Source organism: Enterobacter cloacae, from assembly GCF_013375935.1.
GTDB lineage: Bacteria > Pseudomonadota > Gammaproteobacteria > Enterobacterales > Enterobacteriaceae > Enterobacter > Enterobacter pasteurii.
On the sequence record NZ_CP056117.1, the window covers coordinates 40,741 to 67,648 of the forward strand.

The 26,908-nt window shown below is 51.5% G+C and carries 20 protein-coding genes and 1 pseudogene; 4 read left to right on the forward strand and 17 right to left on the reverse strand.

Features of this window, described 5'->3' with window-relative positions; all coding sequences use genetic code 11:
• Positions 1–65: 65 nt before the first annotated feature.
• The 4 genes from HWQ14_RS00260 (at position 66) to HWQ14_RS00275 (ending at position 6,299) form a co-directional block, all read left to right on the forward strand.
• A complete protein-coding gene (locus HWQ14_RS00260) occupies positions 66–701 on the forward strand; it encodes a hypothetical protein (protein WP_023324197.1) in 636 nt (211 codons plus the stop codon).
• A 252-nt stretch (positions 702–953) separates the two neighbouring features.
• Positions 954–3,203: a type I secretion system permease/ATPase gene (locus tag HWQ14_RS00265; RefSeq protein WP_176608633.1), complete on the forward strand. Its 2,250-nt coding sequence runs from the start codon at positions 954–956 to the stop codon at positions 3,201–3,203.
• The gene (locus HWQ14_RS00270) at positions 3,200–4,549 is read left to right on the forward strand and encodes an HlyD family type I secretion periplasmic adaptor subunit (protein ID WP_176608634.1); all 1,350 of its coding nucleotides are present in this window, start codon (positions 3,200–3,202) and stop codon (positions 4,547–4,549) included. The genes HWQ14_RS00265 and HWQ14_RS00270 overlap by 4 nt, the downstream gene beginning before the upstream one ends.
• Positions 4,550–4,553: 4 nt before the next feature.
• On the forward strand, positions 4,554–6,299 hold the full coding sequence (locus HWQ14_RS00275; protein ID WP_176608635.1) for a TolC family protein: 1,746 nt from the start codon (positions 4,554–4,556) through the stop codon (positions 6,297–6,299).
• A 70-nt stretch (positions 6,300–6,369) separates the two neighbouring features.
• Here the strand turns inward: HWQ14_RS00275 and HWQ14_RS00280 are convergent, their stop codons facing one another.
• From HWQ14_RS00280 to HWQ14_RS00360, 17 genes and pseudogenes are all read right to left on the reverse strand, one after another.
• Positions 6,370–7,371 (reverse strand): hypothetical protein, encoded by a 1,002-nt coding sequence (locus tag HWQ14_RS00280; protein WP_176608636.1) that lies wholly within the window; start codon positions 7,369–7,371, stop codon positions 6,370–6,372.
• Between the two features lie 10 nt (positions 7,372–7,381).
• A complete protein-coding gene (locus tag HWQ14_RS00285; protein WP_176608637.1) occupies positions 7,382–8,314 on the reverse strand; it encodes an ACP S-malonyltransferase in 933 nt (310 codons plus the stop codon).
• Between the two features lie 10 nt (positions 8,315–8,324).
• On the reverse strand, positions 8,325–9,713 hold the full coding sequence (locus HWQ14_RS00290; protein WP_176608638.1) for a hypothetical protein: 1,389 nt from the start codon (positions 9,711–9,713) through the stop codon (positions 8,325–8,327).
• Positions 9,710–10,468, reverse strand: a complete 759-nt coding sequence (locus HWQ14_RS00295) for an outer membrane lipoprotein-sorting protein (protein ID WP_176611130.1) — start codon at positions 10,466–10,468, stop codon at positions 9,710–9,712. Before HWQ14_RS00295 ends, HWQ14_RS00290 begins: the two co-directional genes overlap by 4 nt.
• Positions 10,469–10,507: 39 nt before the next feature.
• Positions 10,508–11,818 (reverse strand): ABC transporter permease, encoded by a 1,311-nt coding sequence (locus tag HWQ14_RS00300; RefSeq protein ID WP_176608639.1) that lies wholly within the window; start codon positions 11,816–11,818, stop codon positions 10,508–10,510.
• Positions 11,819–12,466, reverse strand: a complete 648-nt coding sequence (locus HWQ14_RS00305) for a hypothetical protein (protein WP_176608640.1) — start codon at positions 12,464–12,466, stop codon at positions 11,819–11,821.
• Complete coding sequence (locus tag HWQ14_RS00310) at positions 12,450–13,157, reverse strand: ABC transporter ATP-binding protein (RefSeq protein ID WP_176611131.1); 708 nt, start codon at positions 13,155–13,157, stop codon at positions 12,450–12,452. Before HWQ14_RS00310 ends, HWQ14_RS00305 begins: the two co-directional genes overlap by 17 nt.
• Positions 13,158–13,167: 10 nt before the next feature.
• Positions 13,168–14,119, reverse strand: a pseudogene (locus HWQ14_RS00315) (ATP-binding protein).
• A gap of 18 nt (positions 14,120–14,137) precedes the next feature.
• Positions 14,138–15,355 (reverse strand): beta-ketoacyl synthase, encoded by a 1,218-nt coding sequence (locus HWQ14_RS00320; RefSeq protein WP_176608641.1) that lies wholly within the window; start codon positions 15,353–15,355, stop codon positions 14,138–14,140.
• A 4-nt stretch (positions 15,356–15,359) separates the two neighbouring features.
• Positions 15,360–17,918, reverse strand: coding sequence for a beta-ketoacyl-[acyl-carrier-protein] synthase family protein (locus HWQ14_RS00325; RefSeq protein WP_176608642.1), 2,559 nt, complete (start codon positions 17,916–17,918; stop codon positions 15,360–15,362).
• 97 nt (positions 17,919–18,015) lie between these two features.
• The gene (locus HWQ14_RS00330) at positions 18,016–19,176 is read right to left on the reverse strand and encodes an aminomethyltransferase family protein (protein ID WP_176608643.1); all 1,161 of its coding nucleotides are present in this window, start codon (positions 19,174–19,176) and stop codon (positions 18,016–18,018) included.
• A gap of 29 nt (positions 19,177–19,205) precedes the next feature.
• Positions 19,206–19,487, reverse strand: a complete 282-nt coding sequence (locus HWQ14_RS00335) for an acyl carrier protein (RefSeq protein ID WP_013095701.1) — start codon at positions 19,485–19,487, stop codon at positions 19,206–19,208.
• A 21-nt stretch (positions 19,488–19,508) separates the two neighbouring features.
• On the reverse strand, positions 19,509–20,057 hold the full coding sequence (locus HWQ14_RS00340; protein ID WP_023315453.1) for a 3-hydroxyacyl-ACP dehydratase FabZ family protein: 549 nt from the start codon (positions 20,055–20,057) through the stop codon (positions 19,509–19,511).
• A gap of 3 nt (positions 20,058–20,060) precedes the next feature.
• On the reverse strand, positions 20,061–20,816 hold the full coding sequence (locus HWQ14_RS00345; protein ID WP_227009657.1) for an SDR family oxidoreductase: 756 nt from the start codon (positions 20,814–20,816) through the stop codon (positions 20,061–20,063).
• A 20-nt stretch (positions 20,817–20,836) separates the two neighbouring features.
• Positions 20,837–21,205, reverse strand: coding sequence for a holo-ACP synthase (acpS, locus tag HWQ14_RS00350; protein ID WP_176608645.1), 369 nt, complete (start codon positions 21,203–21,205; stop codon positions 20,837–20,839).
• 17 nt (positions 21,206–21,222) lie between these two features.
• Positions 21,223–22,842, reverse strand: coding sequence for a ShlB/FhaC/HecB family hemolysin secretion/activation protein (locus HWQ14_RS00355; protein ID WP_176608646.1), 1,620 nt, complete (start codon positions 22,840–22,842; stop codon positions 21,223–21,225).
• Between the two features lie 88 nt (positions 22,843–22,930).
• Positions 22,931–26,803: a filamentous hemagglutinin N-terminal domain-containing protein gene (locus HWQ14_RS00360; protein WP_176608647.1), complete on the reverse strand. Its 3,873-nt coding sequence runs from the start codon at positions 26,801–26,803 to the stop codon at positions 22,931–22,933.
• Between the last annotated feature and the right edge of the window lie 105 nt (positions 26,804–26,908).

Here is a 26,908-nt window from a genome sequence, read left to right on the forward strand (position 1 = left end):
ATATAAATATTGATATATTATAGTAGATTTAACATTTATAATTTTAACGCATAGAGTTTTATCACATGGATATCGTTACTATTAGACATATTGAGCACAACGACAACACTATGCGCTGCTATGGGTGTATGAATAAATGTGTTTTTCCTTCTTTTCGTACTGAACAACAGGGCGAGTGTAATGGTTCTGAATTTTATATCTGGCCTGAAAATAACTCTTTTTTGATAGAAGGTATATTACAATACTTTAACAACATTACGGTTAAAATCATTTCTCAACCCATTGTAGTCATTGATTTTAACTATAAGAATATAAATTTTTTCTTAACAAACAGCTGGTTAGATCGTTTTAAAAACGCAAGACTGATCCTGATAACTGATAAAAAGATGGCCGCGATTGCCCATTACTGGTTTTATAACGACACAAGCGAAACAATAATCAGCACCGTCATTTTTCATGATGATATTATTGATGATATAAAATTTAAAATTCGCCAGTCGTTCCTTGGCAAGATAACGCGACCTTCGGAGAAGAAGGCCAAACTTAGTGCAAATGAATACGCCCTGTTTTCTGAATTGTATAAGGGACAACTCCCGAAAAAGATAGCCATGAAGAATGCTACAAATGTTAAAAACATTTACGCCATGAAGATAAGAATCGAGAACAAGCTGGGCGTACCTATTTCAAGGCTCGCCAGTTAACCCTCAGTTAAAAAAACCAGAAAAAACATAAACCTGGATCAAACCACATATAATATTCTTAATCATGCAGTGGTTTATCTTTATTGTGTACATATACGGCTAACTTTACACTACGATATTGCCAGCGCTTGTAATTTCACTATAACCATCAGCCATAAACTTCGTACTTACGGATGTTCCTGGTCAATTTTAATAGCATGCCTTCACTTTATTTTTAAAGTAAGGAACGTAACTACAGGTCTGGATTCGATAATGAATACGCATCTTTCCACCGTAAAAGTTAATTCAGAGCACGATTTCAATAATATTGAAGAACCCAGAAAAGATTCTCTTCTGTGGGGTGTTGAATGGCTTTGTGCACATCACGCAAAGTATGCCAGCAAAGAAGTTCTTTACGCTGGCTTGCCGAAAAGCGACAAGCTTGAGCCGGAAATGGCTCTGCGTATGCTCGATCAGATGGGGATATCTGCTGGCTGGGTAAAACGCGATCTTAATTCAATATCGTCCTGGCTCTTTCCGCTGCTGATCGCCCGCAAAGATGGAACGTATTGCATTATTACCGCGCGTAACGGTAAACGCGGACAATTCACCTATCAGATCGTGGTGCCTGAAAACGAAGGAATACTTACCGTTTCAGCGGCTGATTTGCTGGAAGTTTACGGCGGCTATGCCCTTGTCACCACGCCAAAACCCAGTCTGGATGCGCGTGCCGACGATCTTCTCTTACCGAAAGCGCAGAATGAAGGTCACTGGCTTTACTCAACGCTGTGGCGCTACCGCCACTATTTTTACAGCGCTGCGCTGGCGGCACTGCTGGCAAATATACTTACGCTGGCTGGCACCTTCTTTACGATGAACGTCTATGACCGGGTGATCCCGACGCAGGCCTATGTCACCCTCTGGTCGCTGGCTATTGGCGTCGTGATTGCCAATATATTTGAGTTTTCCAGCCGCCAGATCCGCGCATACCTGATCGATATCGCGGGGAAAAAGGCAGACCTGATCCTGGGCGCGAAGCTTTTTCGCCAGGTGATGTCTATGCGCATGGAATATAAACCACAGTCTTCCGGGACCTTCGCTAACCAGCTGCGCGATTTTGAGGCTGTACGGGATTTTATTACCTCTGCGACGCTCGCCACGCTCTCCGACCTGCCCTTCTGCGTGCTGTTCATGTTCATCATTTATATGATTGGCGGTCCGCTTGCCGTGGTGCCCCTGGTGGCAATGCCGCTCATTTTAATTGCCAGCATCGTTATTCAGTGGCCGCTGGGTCGCTATATGGAAGAAAACGTTCGCGAGATTTCACTCAAGCAAGGCCTGCTGATTGAAAGCATTGAGGGACTTGAAGCCCTGAAAGCTGCGCAGGGTGAAGGCGTTATGCAAAAGCGCTGGGATGATTTCAGCGCGCTGGCTGCCGCTTCCTCCATGAAAACCCGCAACCTTTCCATGCTGACAACCAATTTTGTCTCCTTCGTTCAGCAAATTACCACGGTCTGTATTGTTGTGCTGGGTGTGTATTTGATCCACGCGGGCGAGCTGACGATGGGCGCCATGATTGGCGTGGTGATCCTTTCCAGCCGTTCTCTCGCCCCGCTGGCATCCGTTGTCGGGCTGGCGTTGCGTTATCAGCATGCCAAAACGGCCCTGAAATCGCTTAACCAGCTGATGGATACCCCCACTGAACGCGATTCATTAATTACCTACCTTCCAACGCCGAATTTCACGGGCAGCATGCGCCTGCACAAAGTGGGGTTTACCTATCCAGTGCCGGGAATGATGGTAGCCCCGCGCATTCTCGAGAATATCAGTATCAATATTGAAGCCGGTGAGCAGATTGCGATTCTGGGCAGGATCGGCAGCGGGAAGTCTACCCTGCTGCGGGTGATGGCGCGCCTGTATCAGCAGAGCAGCGGGCAGATATTCATTGATGACGTTGATGCAACCCAGGTTGATCCGGCGGACTGGCGTGCGGCCGTAGGCTATGTCGGGCAAGACTGCCGTCTTTTTTACGGCACGCTGCGTCATAACATCATTATTGGCAACCCGGGCGTAAGCACGGAAGAGTTTCTGCGCGTGGTTCGCCTGACCGGGCTGGATCAGGTCGCGGCCAGACACCCGCTGGGTTTTGACATGCCCATTGGTGAAATGGGGAACTGCCTGTCGGGTGGACAAAAGCAGCTCGTTGCACTTGCCCGCTGCCTGTTGCTGAGGCCGAAGATTTTACTGATGGATGAACCGACCAGCTCCATGGATGCGATGACGGAGACGTTATTCCTGCGGCGGTTAAAAGAGGCCACAAAGGGGCAAACGCTGATCATTGTCACGCATCGCATGTCCGTACTCAGTCTGGTTGAACGCCTGATTGTGCTGGAAGACGGGCACGTTGTGAAAGACGGGGCAAAAGATCGGGTCATGGAAAGCCTGAATGAGAACGTGCTGAAGAAAAAACAAACGATGCATTCGGTTGAAGAAAAGCAACAGGAACAAGGTGTGAAGGGATGATGAACGAGGACGATGTGAATCAGAACGCCTCAAAAGGAGAGGCCGATAGCGGAGCGGGAGCTTCCTCCACGGCGTTGAGAAAGATTGAGGGCGGCGCCGGAAAAACAGCGCTGGCGGTGCAAAAACCGCAGCCGACAGGAAAGGTAAAAGCGGACGATCTGAAATTCATGCATGACCTGCAGGGCGCCCTGATCGCGCAGAAAACCCCTTTCAGCATGATCATGCTCTATACCATCACGATGGTTGTCGTCGTCGCGCTGGTGTGGGCACATTTCGCTCGCGTTGAAGAGATTACGCGTGGCGATGGAAAAGTCATTCCGGCCAGCCGTGAGCAGCTTATTCAGAGCCTGGAGGGGGGCATTCTTGAGGAGCTGAACGTTCAGGAGGGCGATATTGTCGAGAAAGGACAAATCCTGCTGAAAATTGACCCCACGCGTGCCGGCGCCAGCTACGGTGAATCGCTTTCAAAAGTTCAGGGGCTGAAGGGCAGCATTGCTCGTCTCAGGGCTGAAGCCTATGACACCCCCCTGACCTTCCCGCCGGAAATTGCAGGGATTGAGTCCATCGTGCGTGATGAGACGCAGGCCTATAACGCGCGCCTCAAAACCCTGAATGAAAGCGTACAGGCATTGCAGCGCAGCCTGTCGCTCGCGCAAAACGAGGTCAGCCTTTCCGAGCCGCTGGCTCGCAAAGGGCTGATGTCCGATGTGGAGATCCTGCGCCTCAAGCGTCAGGCCAACGAGTTCAGCCTGCAAATAGCCGAACGGACCAACCGCTTCCGCTCTGATGCCAACAGCGAGCTAAACCGTCTGGAGTCTGAACTGGCGCAGGCGGAAGAGATCCTGCGCGGACGTCAGGACGTGATGAACCGTACCACCGTTGTCGCCCCCGTGCGCGGCACGGTGAACAATATCCGCGTGACCACGCGCGGCGGAGTTATACAGCAGGGTGCGGAAATCATGACCATTATTCCGCTCGAAGATAACCTGCTGGTCGAAGCCAAAATTAAGCCCTCTGATGTGGCATTTATTCATCCGGGTCTTCCCGCGACGGTAAAAATTACCGCCTACGACTACGCCATTTACGGCGGCCTGACCGGCGTCGTCGAACACCTGAGTTCAGACACGCTAATTGATGAAGAGAAAGCCCGTCAGGGACGTGGCGATTCGACCTATTACCGGGTTTTTGTCCGCACAAACCGGGCGGCGCTACAGGTTAAAGATAAAGCGTTCCCGATCATTCCGGGGATGGTGGCAAACGTTGAAATCAGAACCGGGGAGAAGACCATTTTGTCTTACATCCTCAAACCAATACTGAAAGCGCGTGAAGCATTCAGGGAGAGATAATTTTATGGTTAAGGCACGTAAAGAGCGCCGTTGGGCCAGGGTTGCAGCCGCGGTTGCACTCTGTTTGCCCTGCTCTTCTTTTGTCACCCCGCTTCACGCGGCTGACGCGGCGCAGATCAAAAACATCCCGGCCTCGCTGCCGCCTATGCGCACGCAGTCAGAACTAAACCGCGCATCGCAAACGCAGCCGGTAGCACGCGCGCGTTCTCAGAATGCCGCGCCTGCCACATCCTTGCCTTCTATGCGCACGCAGTCGCAATATGCCAGTACGTCCAAAGCCGTGCCGACTCGGGCCTTCTCCGCGCCGCAACCTGAGCGTTATGCCACCGCACAGCAGCCCGCAGCGCCATTGTCGAAGCCGCAAAGCACGGCGGGTAACAGGGCCGCGCTGAAAAAGAATTACGACTTCTTCCCGGCCGTCACCGAATACTATAAGCCCGATCCGGCCTATGCCAGCGTTCGTCGCCACAGCGCGTCGGCAAATAGTCGCGCCACCAGCGGCATGGTGCAAGGCAACTTCAACGGCACCAGCACCAGTGATTCGCGGGAGTTTCTTCGCAGCATGGTCGCAAGAGCGCTGGCGTACAGCCCCGAACTTCGTGCAGCCTCCTCTGAGGTTCTGGCCTCGGATTATATGGTGGATCAGGTCAAAGGCCAGCGTTTGCCCCAGGTGCGGCTGGGCGTAACCTCGCCGTTGACGACGGTGGGCGGAGATCGGCAGGCTTCTTCCAACAACACGCATTTTAGCGACTCCAGCGGAACCGTATCCGTTAATACACCAATCATCGACTGGGGCAGGATCGGTAATCAGGTGGATAATTCGCTGGAGACGGCCAAGGCCGCTCGTTATTCAAAAGAGTATTCCCGGGAGCAGCTGGCCTATAACACCGTGTCTGAACTGATGAATATGAGCCGCTATGAGCAAAGCCGAATAGTGGCGAAGCATTACGTTGGTCGGATGAAAGAGCTGGTTAATATGCTGTCGCAAATTACCCAGGCGGACCGCGGCAGAGAGAGCGAGCTGGTACAGGCAAAAGCGAAACTGATGTCTGCACAAGCGAGCATGGACAATATCGAACATCAGCTGAGCGCGAGTAAAATTAAGCTGGTGCGCCTGCTTGGCGCAGAGCCATCGCTACCAGACGATCTCAACTGGCAGGATACGATTATTCCGGCATCGGTCGCCATTGCGTCGCTGGATAAGAACCCGATGATGCTGAACCTGCAAGCAAAAGTCCGCGCTGCGGAATATGAAGCGGAGAGCATTAAGGCCGCGGCGCTGCCGCAGGTCAACTGGGTGGTATCTAAAAGCACAGCCAAAGACAGCAACGGCAACGAAAGCGGCTGGTATACCGGCCTTAACGTCGAATGGGAAGCGTTTAGCGGCGGCTCTCAGCGTGCCGCTCAGATGACGGCCCGTGCCAAAGCTAACGTCGCGCAGCAGCAGTATGAGGTGAGTTACCGCGACCTGGAGTATCAAATCAACTATCAGGTGCAGGTCCGTGATTCGTCATTCCTGCGCGCCGATGACTACGATCGTCTCTCAGACGAAACAGACCGCGTGCGTCAGATGTTCTACCAGCAGTGGTATCACCTGGGCAAACGAACGCTGCTTGACGTTTTGACCGCTGAAAACGACCACTTTAACAACCAGCTCTCCGCCATTAATAATCGCTATGACGGATACATTTCCAACGTAAATGTTATTGCCAGCGCCGCGATGATGCTGTCCTGGATGCGAATAACCTGAATCGTATCGACCTGATAAAAAGCCAGACCGTCAGTAATGACGGTCTGGCTTTTTTATTGCCTCTGACGCCTTACCACAGCGGGTTTTCTTTATCGATCTCCGCCCAGCGCAGATACATATCGCTCGACATCATGAAATCGTTATGCCATTTCCACCACGTATGGAGAGCGTAATAGGCCAGGCAAGGGAGGTAGCTGAGCAGGAAGTACACTTCAAACCACACCTTCCATCCGAGCAGGGTAAGCAGCAATCCGACAATCGCCGACCAGGCAAACTCCACGCCCAACAGCATCACCAGCCTCAGCCACAGCGGTTTCTCAGATAAAGCCCGCCAGGGGATCGCCGGAGAGAAAAAGAGATCGATCTCATTAAGGAAAAGGTGCCCCAAAAAGATATATCGCTTCGTGAACCGTAAAAACAGAAGATTGATTGCCAGCACCACCGCACAAAGCACCAGCATGGTAATGATGGACTCGAGGGTGAAGTACCGGCCATAGCGCTCAAATTGCTCACTGTTACGTAAGGGACTAATTGTCAGCAGGTTCATCACCACGGACATGACGATAGCGAGAGCGACATACTGGGACAGACGCTGATATTTCTTTTTGTCCCTTGCGGATGCGATGACCTGTCGGATGTAGATCGTGCGCAGTGCGGCGAACATCCCCCACATAATCAGCGGGGCAACGATGGTCAGCGTCAGCAGCACGATGTCCGGCTGAGCCAGGGTAAGCATCAGTGCACTAATGCCAGCGAAAACCAGCGTGGCGATAACCATAGCAACGAGAGGATCGTAAACAATCGGAGCCGTCGGCCGGGTCTCTTTCTTGAGAAAAATGGACAAGTCGACATTCTTAACCACGCACTTGTACGCCCAGAACGCCTTGAGGTCGGCAGTGAAGCTATACAGTATCAGCGCAAAAATAGCGCTCGCCAGCCAGACATCCTGTCGGGTAAAGGAGAACCCGGCATTTTTCCAGTAAAAGCCCAGCAGCACAAACGTCACGATATAGATAAAAAGAAGGGTCCTTTTATCCTGAAAGCGAATGAACGTTAAATAATCTGGAATCATATCTCGACCTTTACATCTCTAATGCTTTTCTACAGTGCAGAACGCGCTCGGCATTAAAACCGACGAAATCATTCAGCATTTGGCCAAGATAAGGTTTGTTACTCATCTCCAGGAACAGCGGGCTGCCTGGCTGTTCGATAAACCGCGTCATGGACTCACGCCATTTGACCGTGTGGGTCAGGTGCAGCGAGAGGTTTTCCTTAATGGCCTCCGGCACGATTTCTATTTTGCCCGTCACGTTCATCAGCACGTCGTACGCGGGTGAGGTGAAAGGCTGTCCGGCGAGAAAATCGCGCATCAGCTGTACGCCCTCTTCCATCAGACGCGTGTGCCACGCGCCGCTGACGCCGAGCTTAATCGGCTCATAGCCTTCGTCCACCAGCACCTTAGCGAACTCGCTAAGCGCAGCCGGTGTCCCGCCGATAACCTGCTGACGCGGGGTATTATCACAGCTAATATCCAGCTCAAACCCGTAGCGGGTGATGATGTTGCTCAGGGCGGCAAAATCCGCCCCCTTCAGCGCAATCATCGCGCCCTTCTGCCTTTTGCTGACCGCATCCATGGTGCTGGCGCGAAAATGGAGGGTGCGGAAAAGCGTCTCCAGCGAGATCGCACCCGCAGCGTAAAGCGCACTGTATTCCCCCACGCTGTGGCCACAGGCTCCCGTCACCCGCAGCGCCGGAAAACGCTCGCGGCAAAGGCTATACAGCGATACGTTAATTGCCGTGACGGCCAGCTGTTGCACTGTAGTCTGAATCAGTCTGTTCATCGGCCCCTTGAGGCAGAGTCGGCGCAAATCAAGCCCAGAAATATCGCTGGCACAATCCCATATCTGTTTCGTCGTTGAATTCAGATCCCAGAGATCGCTACCCATCCCAATCACTGGATTCCCTTGCCCGGAAAACAGCAGCACGACAGGCTGCGATGCGTTATTAAGCGTCATTGTCATTTCCTTATAAATAATACTTAAAGCCAACATAGCCACCGGCGACATCGCCGAAGAAGGCAAACTCAGAATTTGCGCTACCCAGTGCTGAATAGACGCCGGTATAGGCCTCCAGCTGGTCATCAATAAAGGTCAGCGGTGCGCTGAGGTGTAGCCCCGTCAGGGTGCTTTGATCCATCAGGTTGAGGATCAAATAGGGTTGCGCGGCGATCTGATGCGTGAACTGCACGCTGGACCAGGCGTTGAGATAGTGTTTCCCCTGCAGCATGCCTTTATTGCCCGTATTGCTTATCTCGGAGGCCATCAGGTACTTGTAGGAATCAAATGCCCTGTCGAGCGGCGCATAGCCTGTCGCGGTGTTCAAAAAGGTCATCAGGTCACGCTGTTTATTCCACTCAGAGCGCGAATAGCCTTCGCTCTGGTAGTAATATTCCAGTCCAAACACGTTGAAGGTATCGGAGGTGTATTGCGCACCAACGGCCACCTCCACGCCCTGTTTATCCTCTGTTTCATACAGCGAGCCGGGGAATTCATATCGCGCCAGCTCAGCAGTTTTTTCGTCCGACAGATGACGCCAGCGCTGCTCCGCATGCCACGCCAATTCGGCATTGATGGTGAGCTGCGGGGTGTAGTGGTAACTGTCTGAAAGCGCAACCGAATGCGAATCGCCCATCAGAACGCGCATACCCGGCGTATGGTTACGGAAAGCGTGAGAGGTATAGCCCAGCAGCCATGACTCACTGCTGTTGCCGCGCTGGTTTGCAGACCAGTTTCCGGAGGTCAGATAATATTTATCAATTGAGGCCAGCTTCGGAATCACCGTCAGCGAGAACGACTCATCCCGGTTGTCCATCGACAGCGTTGCCGCCCATGAAGAGGACTGATAAGCCGTACGGAGCTCGGGATCGTAAAGCCGCGTTGGTTTTGCTCCGTCGTAATAATGCGGCGTGAGATCGGAAGGCGAGCGCAGGAAGAAGAGCCCTTGCCTGGCCTGGAGTTTGCCAACCTCAAGCTGCAGGCTGTCCGACACGGTATAGGCAAGCTTGAGCCGCTCAATGAGCAGACGCGAGCGGCGATCGTCCTCTTCAAATGCCCCGAGCTTGCGCGGCGTGTACCAGGTCAGCCCATAGACGGAAAAGTCCAGATCAAGCGCATTATCAATCAACGAGCAGCGACTTGAAACATTCACTCCGGCATCGTTATAGATATTGTGTCTGGTATACGGGTTTCGACCGTTGATTCGCCAGTCTGAAATCTGTTTTTTAACGGCGGACACCTGCTCATATAACGTCACGGACGTGTTTTTTGCGACGTCATTACCCGAGAGGCAGTCAGCAAACACGCTTACCGGCAGAGCAGAAAGCACGAGGGTTAATCCGGTCAACGTGCGCTTCATTTCACACCTCGCTGAATAGACTCGCGAGTGAACGCCGATTCAGGTAGCGACTCCAGTCGGACGTCGCTGTACTCCATGACGGAATAACTGTTACCGTGACGCGCCTCTTTCACTGTAATTTTCATCGGCCGCATCTTGCCTAATACCATTTGGAAATCCTGATATAAAACTTCTTTAACTAACTTATTATCCAGAGAGAAATAGGCCGCCTTATACGGACGGTTATCTCCCACGCTTTCGACGTAATACATCACCTTCGGCCAGGTGACCTCCGCAGATTTGCGGACCAGCTCCAGCACGTAACACCGCGCCTCACCGCAGGCGGTTTCTCCCTTAAGCGAGGCGTCGTAGGCATATTCAAAGTTGGTGACAATCACGTCGCCATTGGATATTTGCCCAATCAGCCGCTGCTGGCGGGAGACGGGAACCGGACGGCGCAGTTCAGGGGTGTAGAACCATAGATCGTACCAGTCTGAGAGCAGCACCTTGCCCTTGTCGCGCGGGGGATAAACAAAGCGCGCCAGGGAGCGGGCATCCGCTTTTATTTCACCTTCTGGTTTCATAAAGCGCATGGAAATATCCAGCACCTGTTTATTTTCGGGCCGTGTGGCGCCCGCTTTAAATTCATGAATAGTGAGGGTGTAGCGAAACGGCTTATTTGGCGAACGGACTTCATCCGCACGGCGAATAATTTCCAGCGCGCGTTCGTCAGCAGCGGCAGAATAAGCCGCTGCTGAAAAGAGGCACGCCCCCATCAGGAGATGAGCAATAACACGACCTTTCATATCGTTTCCTTACGAGAATTTAAATGCATCCGAAATATTGAGACGTGAAGCACGCAGCGCGGGCAATACTGAAGCTCCCGTCGCGGCCAGGATCGGCAATACCAGGGTTATCCAGTTAAGCCCGGCGCTGTCGGTTTTGATAAATGCCGTGTAGCCCTGCGATTGTCCTGGCGACGGCGGCATCGCGATACCGTAGAGGTTAATCATGGCAGCAATGGCGTAACCAATCGCCAGGCTGCCCAACGCGCCGATAATGCCGATGAAAATGCCCTCCAGCAAAAACAGGCGAGTCACGTGTAGCGGCTTCAGGCCAATCGCCCTGAGCGTGGTAATTTCCCGGGTGCGCTCGATAATATTCATCGTCATCGAGTTACCGATCATAAAGATGACAATCAGACCAACGATGAGCTTAATGAAGAAGTAGATCCCTGATAAAAGCCCCTCGACCTGCTGATAAAATATCGAGGCCTCTTTCCAGTCTTTGACGATTAACGGTAATTTGTGGTCGGCAATAAATTGACGCAGTTTCGCCGTGAACGCGGCAGTATCGTCCTCTTTTAACAGGATCAGCACCTTACTCACGCTAGCGGTGCCCATAATACGTTGCGCAGTATCCAGCGGAATTTTCATCGCTACGTCATCGTAATCTTTGATGCCCGATTCAAAGATGCCGCGAAGCTTCATTGACAGCGCGCCCTGTCCGCCCTGCGTGTTGACCACCAGCACGTCCAGCCAGTCGTCATAGTGGGCATTGAGCGTTTTCGCCAGCCCGCTCCCAAGCGTGATTTCATCCGTACGGATGCGGGACAGATCGCTGCCGATGATTAATTTATCAAACGAACCCAGCTTCAGTGCCGGCAGCGGCTCTACGCCCAGCGCGGAGAAATAGCTGGAGGTTTCGCTCTCATACTGCGAAATAACACCGGTGAATTCCAGCTGGCCGGAGAGCGTCGAGATACTCTCGGCCAGAGTCGGATCGTTGAGGATCGCTTTCTTTAATGCCGGGTAATCTTCGATCAGACTTTTGTTTTTATTGGATGTTTCGAAATAGTTTTTATTATAAATCTGAACATGACCAATGTTAGTACGGATGGTTTGCTCTTTCAGGATCCAAAAGGAGTAATCAATAAAACCGCCGTACAGAAAAATCGACACGCCACCTAACATAATGGCGGCAATCGTTGAAAACGAGCGCCTTTTGTGGCGAAACAGATTTAAGAAAGCAAACTTTACGTCCCGCGAACGAAATAATACACACCAGAGGACAAAAAGCAGGATCAACACAACAACGCTTATCGCGAACATCATTTCCCCGGACATTTATTTCCCTTTCACCAGCGGTAACAGGACTTCTGTCACTTCGTTGATATCCCACTCTGGCGCATTGCCCGATGCCAGAGACGATGCGGTACTGGCATTACGCAGCTCAATCTCAGCCAGTAACGTGTCCGCCTGCTTCTTGCGTTTACAACTCAACAGTGCGCGATAGCGCATTTCGTTAATGTGTTCCACCAAACCGGCATTGAATATGCCAGGAGTTTTCAGCATCTGTTCCGTATCGTTTAACGTCACCACACAGCGTCCGATAGCCGCAGGCAAATACGCATCGACTCTCGCGCGCATGTAGCGCACCAGCGGATTCTCTGCATAGAGATCGACCGCCTCATCCAGGTAGAAAAAGCCCGTTTTGCCGAACTCAGATGCCCGAATAAAGTCATTGGTTTTAAGGAAATAGTCGGCCTGACGCAGCGTACCGTAGGCATAGAAAACCAGAGACAGAGGATTGTCGTTGGCTTTGTATTCCTTGAAGAGCGACTGCGTCATCTCGGCGAGCATGTCTGCCTCCATCGGGAAACCGCTTTTTATGACGTGCTCGGCTACCGGTGCCGGTGCAGCTTTGATGTTTCCGGCATAGGCCAGGCACAGCAGAAACCAGCAGAGAAGGAAAAAATTACGATTGTGAATCATGAACTAAAACTCCGTCCTTAATTTCAACCACGCGCCGTGCACGCTCTTTAAGCTGGCTGGAGTGCGTGGAAATAATAAAAGTGGTGCGTGTCTCCTGATTAATTTTCAGCAGGAGATCCAGAATGGCTTCCCCGGTGACCAGATCGAGATTTCCGGTCGGTTCATCGGCAATGACAACCTGCGGGTCGTGTGCCAGCGCCCGGGCGATGGCCACGCGCTGCTGCTGCCCGCCCGAAAGCTGGCCCGGTTTACGTTCGGTAAATCCCGCAAGCCCCACGCTCTCGATAAAATGCAGCGCCCGCTCTCTGGCTTCTTTTTTTCCGACATGGCCGTTTAACACCAGCGGGAAAAAGACGTTATCGAATACGCTCAATACGGGTATCAGATTGAAAAACTGAAAAATAAAACCCAGGTGCCTACCGCGGATCGCCGCGAGCTGTTCTTCCGGCAGATGGTTGAGTAATTTTTTCAGAAACATCACCGTTCCCACGGTGGGTTTATCAATTCCCGAGAGGATATTTAACAAGGTACTTTTACCGCTGCCGGACGGGCCGCAAAGCGCCAGAAATTCGCCTTTTTCTATTTCCAGATTGATATTTTTCAGGGCATCGACTTTGCCTTCGCCCGAGCCATAACTCTTATAGATATTGTTCAACGATATCATTGGGAGTTCTTTAATTATTCCGCTCATGGAGATGTCGTTATTCCTTGCAATATTCAATGTCGAAATAGCTGTAGCCAAACTGCTTGTCGGGAACGATGGTTCTTAATCGCCCCGAAAAATCAGCATGTTGTTTGAGCCAGGCGAAACTTAACGCTGGAGTCAGGCAGCCGCTGGCACCGTAGAGATCAACCAGATCCAGCGTGTTATTCGCGGGCAGTGCCGAGCGAGACAGCAGGTCTTTGCGCAGGCCCGAAAACGCAATCTGTTCAGGAACCTGGGTGTGCTCGATGGCATCGGCCATGACGTATTGCCCCCCCCTTCACCCGAATAGCGCTCTCCTGCTGGCTGAAGATGAAACATCCGGCGCGTTCAACCGTTAAATTCACGTCTTCGGCCTTGCCCCTGCGTTTCTCCCCCCACTTCAGGGAAATATCTTCATCAGAAAACACCAGGATGGGGATCGCCCGGTAAGCCGCACAAATCACCACAAAATCAAAAACATCCCAGCTCAGGTAATCGTTTGCCAGAGCGATGGCCTGCACGAAAGATTGCTTCTCGCTTCGCAGCTTGCACGTAGGTGCGTTAACCGAGAATTTCTTGACCAGGTTTTTCGGCAGCGTATCGATCGTTGATATGTGCAACGCGCTGGAAATATTCTCAAACGGCCCGGATTCGCCCCAGGAATCGACGTAGATAAATGCCGTACGCTGCTTTAATAGCTTCATACGCTCTTTGGTCGGCAGCGCCATCAGCGCGTCATCAGCCGCCTTCTCCATCGCCTCAAGATATTTTTGATAGTGAGGGTTACGGATCATCTCTCCCGGGTAGAGGTCCGGCTGCGTACCAAAACGTTTTAATCCCCATCCATTGGCGTGGGTAGATTTAAGCGCCTTATTAAATAAATGTGCTTCCCAGGCGTTTAACCAGCTGGGTTGATAGAAATAAAATTTATCTTCCGGCTCAACAAGCGAAAATGAGGATAAATACATATGGCTCTCCACGCTCCTTCAAAGGCCCCGGTGAATATCAGACATCACGGCACCAATGATTGAACCATCCACGCCAACGCCAACTTTAAGAAGATGTTTTTTGTGGTGCCCAATAATGCCCTGGTCAATAAGGACATGCTGCGCAACGCTTTCAATAATGGTGTCATTCCCCACCGGGGAAATAAGCTCTTGCTGCGATAACGTATGATGCCCAATAATTAAATCGACAATTCCTGAACCGGTGGCGGTATAGCCAATCTGGCCTTTGTAGGCGAGAACCGGAATGGTATTTTCCTCAGCGAAGACCGCTATTGCTTTAGCTTCCGCTTTGTCACTGATGGATGAGCCGTTACCGTGCGGCATGATTGCGCACAGTTCTTCCGCACTCAGGTCCGCTTTTTTCATCGCAGCCTGCATTACCTTCAGGATATTGGTGCTGAGCCATGAGCTGTCATTGCTTCTTCCGGCGCTAATCTGCGTGTAGGTGGTTTGCAGCCGCACGCCGGGGCCTGCCTTCCTTGCGCGGCGGTGACGCGCATTTTCGAGCAGAATCGCGCTGTATCCTTCCGCAAAAAGAACACCTTTACTGTTCTCACCGAAAGGCTGAACCAGGTGCGTATCCAGCATCGATTGGGTATCGAGGAACCAGATATCCTGGGTTTTTATTTTTGAGCAATTCACCACCAGCACAATATCAACGCCGCCATGCTCGATGGCCTGACAGCCTAAATGCACCGCCGTCATCGCTGAATTACTGGTGCAGTTCATATTGGGGGGGAGATACTGCAGGTGATATTTACGCGCAATATGTCCTGCAATCTTGTCCTGCGACATATTGTCGACGTGCAGCGTCATTAATGATTTTGAAAGATAAATATCTTCAACATCATTTTTGTTATAAAAATTCTTGAAGGCCATACCATCGACCCGAGGGCCGATGCCGGTTAAATAAACGCGAGCGTTACACCCGCCCAGCCACTGGACATCCAGCCCGGCCTGGGCGAGTGCATCGTCAATCAGACGATAAAGCAGATCTAATGCGCTATCATCCGTATGATCCAGCGTGGCAATATGCTTATTGCCATCGAACCCACACTTAATTGCCTCGTCGTCGGATTTAAACCAGGGCTTTCTTTCAACGCGTTTGCCCAGCTTCAGGTTTTGTATAAGCTGAAGGCTGTCTTCGGCAAACGGCAGGCAGGAACTGAACCCCGAAATAATAGCGGCATTATCCACAATATTATCCTTTAATCACAAACGCGTAGTAGTTGCCGCCTTCCGTCGCGCCCACCAGCAGCACGTGCTTAAGGGCCAGTTTCAACGGTTCACGAACGAAGTTAATTCGCTTATCGAAGAACTCAACGGTATGAGGAATAGCGGGAACCGCCTGCTTCTTAATACAGTCAATGATGACCGCCAGGTTAAGCAGCCCGGCAGCAGACGCGACAAAACCAAAGCAGGCGTTATAGTTCACCACAGGCACGTCCGGTTTTGCCTGCGCGAAGGCTTCAGCGATCGCATCGATTTCAATGCGTGAACTTTCATCGCTGCCTTTGCTGGTGCCGCAGACCAGGTCGATCTCCTGCGCCGTCACGCCGGCATCCTTCAGCGCGCGGGCGATGGCCAGCGCCATAGAGGCAGATTTCTCGCCCTGCTGTGAGGCGTCAAAATAGCTATTGCTACAGGATTTGCCGTAACCAACCACTTCTGCCAGCACCTCGGCGCCACGCTCCGCCGCGCGCTGCGGATCTTCCAGCAGCAGCATGCAGGCACCTTCGCCAGGGATATAACCCTTCGGATCGTTACCGTAGATGTGACAATCCCGCGCGTCAGAGGTCATATGGAGCTTCCGGGTGACCGCATCCATGTAGAGAGACATTGAGGGGAAATACTCGTCCGCACCGCCCACCAGCACCTGCGGCTGCAGATCCTGACGCACAATTTCGTAGCCGTAGGTTAATGCGCCGAGTGCCGCGTTTTCCCCGGTCGCCAGCGTGGTGGTATAGCCCTTGATCCCTTCGGAAATGCCGCAGAACGTTGGGATAGAGTTCATCAGCGAGCCCGGGAATTCAGAGGTTCTGACCTTGCGCGGATCGGGCTTCAGGCTTTGCAGATATTTGTAGGTGGTTTCCTGCGGGCCGCTGGACATTCCCATCACCATACCCAGCGCATCGCCATCACGTTTAATTTTACGCTTCGCCTGCTCCAGCGCTTCGGACAACGCGATCAGCGCAAACGTACCGCCACGGGTAGCTTTTCGCGGATCGAAGCGACGCAGATGTTTACGCGGCTCAAGGCCGGTGACCTGGAAGGTTTTGAAGTGCTCATTCGCTTCCGGACGGGTTGCCGTGAGATCGCTAAACGCTTCACCGAACAGGTCCTCAAACTGACGGGTCGTTTCGAGAACATCCAGCAGCTCTTTCGCTTCTTCCAGCGTGTCTTCCGGGAAGGTGACGCCCCCCAGCTCTACGCTTTGGCTTTGCTTCCAGACGTTGTCGAGGATCTCGTTAACGGTGTGGCCAATCGCGGAGACGGCACCGAGACCGGAGATCGCGACGCGCTTTTCGTCGTAGACGCTGACCGGAACGGAACACGGATCCATGCTGATAATCATGCTGCAGTTATTACCGCCGAACGCATAATTGTTCTTCATGAAGAGGTTGATTTTCCGATCGCGGAAGTCGTTCGGCACGTAGTCCAGATCGCAGTTAGGACGCGCGTTATTGAAGTTCAGCGTCGGCAGCACGCGGTTATCCGGTAACGTAACCAGGCAGGCGATCAGTTCGACGATCCCCGCCGCACCGATGTTGTGGCCGAAGTAAGACTTGGTAGAGCTAACCAGCAGCTTTTCGTTGTTAGCGAACACCTTTTTCATCGCCAGCGTTTCGATGCGGTCGTTCGCTTCAGTGCCGGTGCCGTGGGCGTTGACGTACTCAATCTGCTCTGGGGTGACGCCCGCGTTTTCCATCGCCTTATGCATTACCTGCACAGCGCCGCTGGCGCGCGGATCCGGTCCGGTTTCATGAAACGCATCGCAGGAGGTGGCATAGGAGAGAATTTCACCGTAAATGGTGGCACCGCGCGCAACGGCGTGCTCATATTCTTCCAGCACCACGGCACCCGCGCCTTCGCCAATCGACATGCCGGAGTTACCGGAAAACGGCGTGCAGGCTTCGGGATGCATCACGTTGAGGGCGTAAAACCCAGCGAAGGTTGGCAGGTAGATTGGCTCTGTCCCAACGGCCAGCATCGTTTTGCTTTTGCCGTTCTGGATATAGTCAAACGCCATCCCGACCGCGTTCGGGCTGGCCGTACAGGCGGTCGCCACCAGCTCAACCCCGCCCTGCAGCCCGAGCAGCGTAGAAACGCTGGAACAGCAGGAAGAGAAACCGCCTGAGAATAAGGCTTTACGCAGGGAGAAATCTTCCATACGTTGTTCGAACAGCGGTAAGAACGCCTCGGTGCCGGCGGAAGAAACGCCCACAATCAGCCCGGTGTCTTTCAGGTGAGCCTTATTTTCGGCCAGGCCCGCCTGGTTCAGCGCATCTTTTCCGACCTTGTAGGCCCAGAGTGCAGCATTATCCAGAGATGCAATTACATCATCAGGCAATTCTGAATAATCAATATCATGCAAAACTTCAGCCGCTCTGGCGTTTTCAAACCATTTTGAAAAACGCACGCTGTCGGTCACGCCATTTTTTTTATTTAATAATGCGTCTCTGAAATCCTGCAGGTTATCCGCCAGCGAGGAGAGGATCCCAATTCCGGTAATAACAACGCGTTTCCGGTTTGTCTTCATAACTATGTACCACCGTGTACAGACAAGTTACAGCATGAGAGGAGCCGTGGCATTAATTAATCCACGACTCTCCCTCACTGTTTCAGTGAATAATTAACTACAGCGCGCTTTTTGCTTTAGATGCATCAACAAAGCTGTGCTCGGTCGGATTAACCAGCATGCTCAGGTTATAGATGAAAGGCATCCCTTTGGTTTTCGCGGCGACGTTTTCAGAAGCGGTTTGAATATCAAAGCCGCTAATATCAGACCAGGCAAATTCATTCTCAATCAGTGCCAGCGCAATAACGCACTGCAGGGCTGGAGAGAAAATAGCCTTCGCCACTTTACCGACTTCCTGACCGTCAACCAGTACGCTGTCGCCTGAGGCAATACCCGCACATTCCCCTTCGACAATCATGCCGATTACCTTGCGAGAGCCTTCGCTATGGGACAACGCTTCCGCTGCCTCTTTACCCACAAAGCCTTCTTTGTCGTACTGTACGGCCCACTGCATCTGGAGCTCTACCGGGTTGAGGCGGTAGCCAGCCCACAGCGCCTCGTCCCAGCCAGGGTTTTCGATACGCACGATTTTCTGGTAGTCCAGACCGCCGGTCTTCAGCTGATATTTATCCCCCTGCTCCAGCAGCTGCTGCCACTGCTCCAGCAGCTGTTCCTGCTGGCCCACAACCATATAGGCGAACTCGCCGTGCTTGCCGCAGCGGAATACCATCAGCTCGTCGTCGGTATTCATATACTCATAGTAAGGCAGGCCGATAACGTCGAAACCGTGGATCTCAGACATCAGTTCCCAGGAGTATGGCCCTTCAACCATGATGGCCCCCCAGTTCTGCTCGCGCATATCAGCAATGTCCGGGGTTTCCTGAATATCCAGTTCGTCCGCTTTTACCAGAAGGGCATTCAGGCCAGCGATAATTTCCGCTGCAGGAATGTTTTCAGACATGATGTAATAGCCGTCTGAAGCGCAAAGGACATACACGTCACCGCGCACGGTACCGTCTTCATTCAGTACCAGAGAGTAAATCCCCTGCTCGTCACGGATAATAGAAACGTCCGCAGAGACATAGTAATTCACCAGAGCCCAGGCATCATCGCCCATCACGCTGACGATGGACATGTGGGAATAGTCCACCAGCAGAGCATTTTCACGCACGGCTTTATATTCCACCATCGGGTCGTGGTAGGCAGAAGGCACGTTGGCATTGTTATAAATGCCCATTTTCGCATTGTTTTTCAAATGAAAATCATAAAGAGACGTCATAACGGGATCCTGTTATTCGCAATGGTGAATTACGCTTTTTTCTTCTGGATGATAAATGTCGCCAGATTGTTGATACTTCTCATATAAGAAGGATCGTCGCTTTCGCTGACTTTAATATCGAAAACTTTATCCAGCATAACCACGATTTCCGTTGCATCAACGGAATCCAGTTTTAAGCCATTACCAAACAGGGCAGTATCATCATCAATTTGAGATTCATCGCGCTGAATATTCAAACGCTGAATAATCTCAGTTTTAATTGTCATCAGCACATCCTTGCGCTGGTCAATTTCGTTTTTCATTGTAGACATTGTATTAACTCTCTCAGGGGTTTACTTACTTTCGCGGTAATTAATAATTGTGCCGTGGCTGATTAGTCGCTTTCCGACGTTTGCCGTCACGGAGTAGTGCTTAAAGCCATGAGCATCAGAAAATGCCAGCTTGCTGGTGACTTCAATCGAGTCGCCAGGGTAGGCAATATCCTTAAATTTTAAATTCTGGGCAGCCAGTACGCCGCGCACCTGCGCGCGGCGGGTGCGGATGATCTCCCGCATTTCATCACGCTGAATGAGCGCATGGATATCGCGTAACGATTTGAGTTCGCCACCGTACGTCTCGCCGTAGATATCGCAGATATCGGTGAGGAACGAGAGGTATTCGCTGGCCTGCCCAAAGATTTCAGAAATAATCACCCCGGGCATGATCGGATCGTCCGGGAAGTGCCCGAGCAGATAAGGTTCGTTATAGGTGATGTGCTTCGTCACCTTCACAAAGCCATTTTCGCCGTATTTGAAGTCATCAATTCTGTCGACCATCAGCAGCGGCTGACGCCAGCCGCCCATTTCCAGAAAGATCTTCGAGGGGATAACGTATTTAGACATAACTCACCGCATCACCAGGCCGCCATCGATAACGATGGTTTGGCCCACAATGTAACTGGACGCTGTCGATCCTAAGTAAACGACGGTGTTCGCCACCTCGTCGCATTTACCCAGCCGGCGCAATGGAATAGACGCGGTAACGCCGCGCACTACCGTGCGGGAAACTTTTTTCACCATTTTGGATTCAATCATTCCCGGCGCAATGGCGTTAACGCGCACGCCGTACGGCGCCAGCTCGGCTGCCAGCGTGCGGGTAAATCCGAGGATCGCCCCTTTTGAGGCACTGTAGTTCGCCTGTCCGACGCTTGGAATAATGGCCGCAATGGACGCCACGTTGATGATGGCCGGGCTTTCCGCCGAACGCAGCAGCATTAATGCCTCTTTGGTCAGACGGAAAATACTGAACAGGTTGGTGTCTACTACCTGACTAAAATCATCAAAGCTCATCGAGGCGAAGAGGCTATCTTTGACAATGCCGGCATTGTTGACCAGCACGTCCAGCTTTCCGGCAGCTTGCGTCAGATGAGCGCAGAGCGCAGAAACGCTATGCGGATCGGCAAGATCGCACTGAATAATCGACAGCTTGTTTCCGGCAGGATGCGTCTCTTTCAGCTCCGTTAACTGCACGGCATTCGATTTGTACAGCGCATACACATCGCAGTCCTGATCGAGAAACTTCGCACAGATCGCCAGACCAATATCACCGCTGGCTCCGGTGACCAGAACCGTCTTTGCCTTCAGATCGTTATATTGATACATAATATTCACAAATAATTAGGTTAATAAAGTATGACAACGGCAGTCGCATAATTCTGACAATGCGAAATACTGAGCGAGGCATGCTTGAGCTGCTTGTCGTCAAGCATCTCTTTGACTCGCCCGGAAAAAATGAAATGGGGGCAGCCCAGTTCGTCATGGCTAATTTCAATATCTTTAAACGTAATCCCGTCGCGATATCCACAACCAAGCGCTTTAACCATCGCCTCTTTTGCCGCCCAGAAACCCGTGGCGCGTTCATAGTTCGGATCTTCCCGGTTAATTTTTATATTTTCCTGCTGGGTAAAGACGCGCTGTAAAAAATCATTTTGCCAGTTTGTTATCGCCCGCTTTATTCGCGAAACCTCCACGATGTCCGTGCCGATACGCATGTGTCATGCTTCCCTGTTCAGAGCTGATAAGAAATATTGAGATTAAAATTAAATTTGTTCACGTCCATGCTGCCGGGGAATTTTATCGGCATTGAGATGGACGAATCATATGCCAGGCTCTTCACGTTCCCCTGAATACCGAGCGTGCTGCCGATGATAATTTCCTGGCCATACTGGCTGTCTCGTCTTATGTGACCCGCGTCTACGCCTAAATAATAGTTAGCGTCAATTCCACGCACCGGACGATAAAACGTATTTTGCAGAAAGTATCCGCTGTTTCCGGTAAGGCCAACGCTGTTTTCAAACCCGCGCACGCTCCAGCGATCGCCTATCGTCATCTGATCCTGAAGCGTCAGCTCACGCGGTGCGTATTGCGCTAAAAAAAAGGCGCTATACACGCTGCTGCCGAGCTGGCGGGTGTAGTTGCTTTCAACGTTCACCAGCTGGCTAACGGGACTGACGTCGCCGTAGATCATATCGGGCGTATGTTCTGCCCCGAACCAGGTTAAAAAACGCTGCCAGGAGAGCGAGGAGTTCCAGTGAGCATTCACTAACTGTTGCTTATAGTTAACGCCAACCTTGACGTTATCCATATCGCGCTTCTGTAAGACCAGCGCTTCACCATCAACGGTATAGCCTGATTTCCGGCGCGTCAGCTCTGCACTGCCGCTCACCTTACGGGTTTTATCCCGATACAGCGTGCGCGATGCTTTGACGTTTGCGTAATCGCTTTTACCCGCATAGTCTACGCTGGTGTAGAAAAGCGGTATGGTCTGACGCGACCTGCTGGTGCTGTAGAACAGAGAATAGTTCCAGTAGCCTACCGGCAACGCGTAGTAACCACTCACACTTTCATAGCGGCCGCTGGTGCTTTTTGTTCCCGCCAGATAAAACAGGTCACTGAACCGGGCGATGTTATACAGGTAGCCCACCGCAGAGGTCAGGTATTGCCCCGTTTCTTTAACCCCCCAGTTGTTATAGCTCGCGCGCACGCTCCAGTTTTTCTCGCGGTTGGTGCGGATGTGAATCGTGCTATAGCCCTGCTTCGTACCCGGTTCGATGTTGATTTTGACGTCTACGCCCGGCTCCTGCTGGAGGTTTTCCAGCCCCTGCTCGATATCGCGAATATTCAGGATGTCTTCTTTCGCAAAAGGCAGCATCCACGGATTAATGTCGCTACTGTCGACAATAATCTTTTCAATTTTCCCTGCGCTCACGTCAAGCTTCAGCGTGCCGGACGAAATGTTTTGCGTTGGGATCGTAATTCGGGTTGTGATGTAACCCGCATCAATATAAAAGTCCTGCAGCGCCGCGGCAATTTTTACCACGCCAATACTGCCTACACAGCGGCCGAGGATCTCTTTTTTAATGGCCCTGTCGGTCTTACGCTGTAGAAAATCATTTTTAAGAACGAGCGACGTAATCGTAAAGCAGTTCTCTTCTTGCGGTAAATCATTCAGCCTGAATACTTTACGCTCGGTGCTGGAATAAACGTCCTGCCGATAAACCTTTTGCTCTTTGAAAGTATTCAGATCGGCATTTTGCTGCTGTTTGATAAGATTGTTTATGCCATCTTCAGCGAAAGCGTGAAAACTCAACAGCAACAATAGCGGTAAAAATTTAAATCGCGATTCCATTAACTTTCTCAGAAAAAAAGGCAGCAGAGTCTCGTTCTGACTTTGCGCTATCAGGCGATAGCTGCTGCCTTTTGTTACACCTTATAAATTACAGACCTACAACGTCGCCGGTATTAGTGACTTTATTTGCATTAAGTTCCATACCAGACAGACCGCCGAACACGGCGCTGCTACCGCTGTTAGTCAAGTTGTTGACGGTGATACCGGCAACACCATAACTCACCATATTCAGGTAGTTATAAATATTGCCTGCCGTTTTCACCAGCAGGGTATAATCGCTCACGATATTACCGCGGTTGTTAATGTCGGTACCGGCATTAATCGCGATATTCTGCGCGAGGATATTGCTGTTGGCGTTATTGGTGACATGACGCTGAGTATCAATTTTTGCGCTGGTGACGCCTACGATGTCTTTATAGTTCTCAACACCGTTTGCGGCATTAATTGCCAGTGCATTACCTGAAGAGATGGCATTGCGGTTAGTCAGTGCACCTTTCAGGACGTTGAAGTTCAGATCGCCTTTACCGCTGATCCAGCCATAGTTGGTGACGTTGTTATCAACGGTCAGATTAAGAGTCTTATCTGACGCGATAACGCCGGTCGCGGTGTTGTTCTCCATGCTGCCGTCGCTGTAGTTATTCAGCGTACCTGCGGTGACGTCAAGGTTGCCCGCACTCCAGGTGGTTGCATAGTTGTTATAGAACGTTCCCGCTGCTTTGATGACGGCATCCGCGCCGCTCACCAGCATTGCACGCGTATTATCCAGCGTCCCATTAGACAGTACGCTCAGCGCACCTTCATCCGCGATGATGCTGCTGTTGTTGTTGTAGACGTTCTGACCAGAAAGCGACGCGCCTTGACGACCAATCATGCCGCCAACATCGCCCGTCACACCGAAGGTTTCGCCGTGATTACGAACAAAGTTGTTACCGTCACGGTTTTCAATATTCCCTGCCGCAGTAACAGAGAGCTTCTTATCCGCCACGATCATGGCGGTGTTGTTGTACACGGTGCCTTTTGCATCGACGGTAACGTTCTTACCAGCAATCAAACCGTTATTGTTGTCAACGGTGTTGGCAGCCAGTTTGATGTCACCAGTCTGAGAAAGGACAGAGCCACGGTTGCTGTCGAAATTACCCGTCAGCGCCAGATCGATATTGCCGTAGGCGGCAACCTGACCGTAATCGTTGTTCAGTCGGTTGGCTTTCAGGGCAATGTCGCTACCGGACAGGATCTGACCGTAGTAGTTATCAACCGTACCACCAGCAGTAATGGTCACGTCGCCAGCCTCAGCGCTGATTTCACCGCGGCTGTTGTTAACATTCCCTGCGGCAGTCAGCGTTAAATCACCAACCGCTTTGATTTTGTGGGAGTTGTTATCAATGGTGTTGGCGCTTAGGGTCGCATCACCGTAGCTGATCATATTCAGATCGTTATAGATGTTGCCTTTCGCGCTCATTGCCAGGCTGCTGTCAGCAACGATATTTCCGCGGTTGTTGATATCATAGCCCGCAGAGATCGTAACCTTATCGCCAACCATATTGCTGTTAGAGCTGTTGGTCACGCCACGCTGGCTGTTCACCACCAGATTCTCGCCAGCAGCGATATCTTTCAGGTTGTCGATACCGGTCAGCGCGGAAACCGTCAGTGATTTCTCGGCAGAAACGGTATTACGGTTAGTGAAAGAGCCGTTCAGAATGTTGACGATGGCATCACCCAGACTGCTGATCCAGCCGTAGTTGGTCAGGCTGCCCTTCACGTTCATGGTCAGGTTTTTATCAGCCGCAATAACGCCCGTTGCATCGTTATCTTCGAGCGCGCCATCGCTGTAGTTGCTCAGGCTGTTGGCGTCGATCGCCATATTGCCCATGCTGTAGATGGTCGAGTAGTTGTTGTTCAACGTACCGCCAGCTTTAATGGTTGCATCTCCACCGCTCACCAGTAATGCGCGGCTGTTATCGATGGTACCTTTCGCCAGAACGGTGAGCGGACCGTCCTCCGAAACGATACGGCTTTGGCTGTTGTAGATGTAGTTGCCAGACAGCGAAACGCCCTGCTTGCCGACCATTCCACCATTTTGCTGCGGCATACCGAAGTAGGTACCGAAGGCAGTGCCGAAATCATCAGCGTAGCGGTTTTCAATATTGTCGCCGGCCGTTACGGACAGAACCTTATTGGCTACAATAAATGCCGTGTTGTTGTTCACACCAGCGTTGGTATTAATGGAGACGTTCTGTCCCATAATGAAGCCACCGCGGTTGTTCAGGGCATTCGACGCCAGGGCAACATCACCTTCTTCAGAGCTGAAGACCCCGATGTAGTTGGTGATATTGCCGCCAACCGCCGCGCTCACGCCGGTACGGCCTGCAACACCGCCGTTGTCGTTACGCAGGGAGGCCGCTTTAGCAATCACTTTGCTGTTGGAGTTAAGCTTGCCAGAGTAGTTATCAATAGCGCCGGCGCTTTCCAGGGAGATATCGCCATTCGACGCCATCTGCCCACCGTTGTTGTTGATGCTGTTCGCTGCAATCTGCACGCCCTTCTCGGCAATAATGCCTAAAGAGTCATCGCTGGCGGTATCTGCCGTTTTGGTTGAACCGTTATTAACGGTACCTTTGGCTGCAATCTTGGTGAAACCACCGGCAGAACGGAGCATGCCGCGGTTGTTATCAACGTTACCGCCGCTGACGACGTTCACATCGCCCAGAGAGTCAACCATACCGCTGTTGTTATTTACCGAAGCAGACTCAAGGCCAACGTATCCGCCGAGGATCTGACCGTTGCTGTTATTCAGGGTGCCGGTTTTTAACGCAACAATTCCGGCTTCAATCCCTACAGCAACACCTTTTCCATAGTTGGTTAAGGTATTGTTATTAGTATCTACCGCCAGCATGCCTGCAGCCGCAATCTTTCCGTTGGTATTGTCGATAGCACCGCTATTTACATAGAGGTCTGCCATGGTCGAAATATTGCCCGAACGGCTGTTGTTGAGGCTATTTTTATTGGTGTCCAGCGCAATGGTACCGACGGAAGTAATATCCCCGGTGGTGTTGTTCAGTGCACCCTTGGTTTTAATATTGATCTGACCAGAGGATTCAATGCGCGCATTGTTGTTCAGCAGCTGACCGTTAGCGTCAATATTCACGCCGCCGATGCCGCCAGCAATAACGCCCTGGTTACGCACGCCAACACCGCTCTCGGTGCTGATGAGGTTAATTTTATTGGCATACATACCGCCCAGAGCAGCAACGTCAATGCTGTTAGCATTGCGCGTTCCGGCGGCCGTTACCGAACCGGTCACCTGGCCTGCTGCATCAACGTAGTTATTGCCGGCAACAACGTTCAGCTCGTTGGCTGTGGCTTTACCGTTCACCACAACGTTGCGGGACAGAATTTCTGTCGGGCTGGAGTTGTTCAGTTTACCCAGCGTAATGGTTCCACCATTCACAGAATAACCGGCTAACGCATCGTTCTGAATATCTGGCGTACCGGTAGTCAGGGTCAGCTTACTGGTGTTAATAGAACCACCGCCGTTAACGGTAATTCCGTTCGGGTTGGCAATGATTAAATCGGCTTTATCACCCGCAACTTCCATCATGCCGTTAATTGCAGAGGCATTTTTAGAAGTGACTTCGTTCAGAATAACTTTTGCTGCGCCGGAGGTCAGGTTGCTGTTACCCTGAATCTGGCCCGCCAGGGTTGTATTTACACCCCCAACGCTGTTATTGAAGATAAGACCGTTCTTATCTACGTTTAGCTTGTCATACACATTATGTGAAAGCCCCTTATCGTTGGCTTTATTAATGTTGATAACAGGCACGTTGCCGACAGAAGAAACGACACCGTTCTTCATGCTGATCTCTGCAGTGTGCGCAACAAACGGCAGAGCGAGCAGAACTGAAGCGGCAACAGGGTGCCACTTCAGTTCTAATTGAAAGACATTATTCTTATTACTTTTCATTATTACCTACTCTTTATTACGGAATCATTACATTCTCTAGGAATTATAATTTCGCCACTCTAAAAAAAATCTTCACTTCCTATGATTATTGACCTCCTGGGGTTC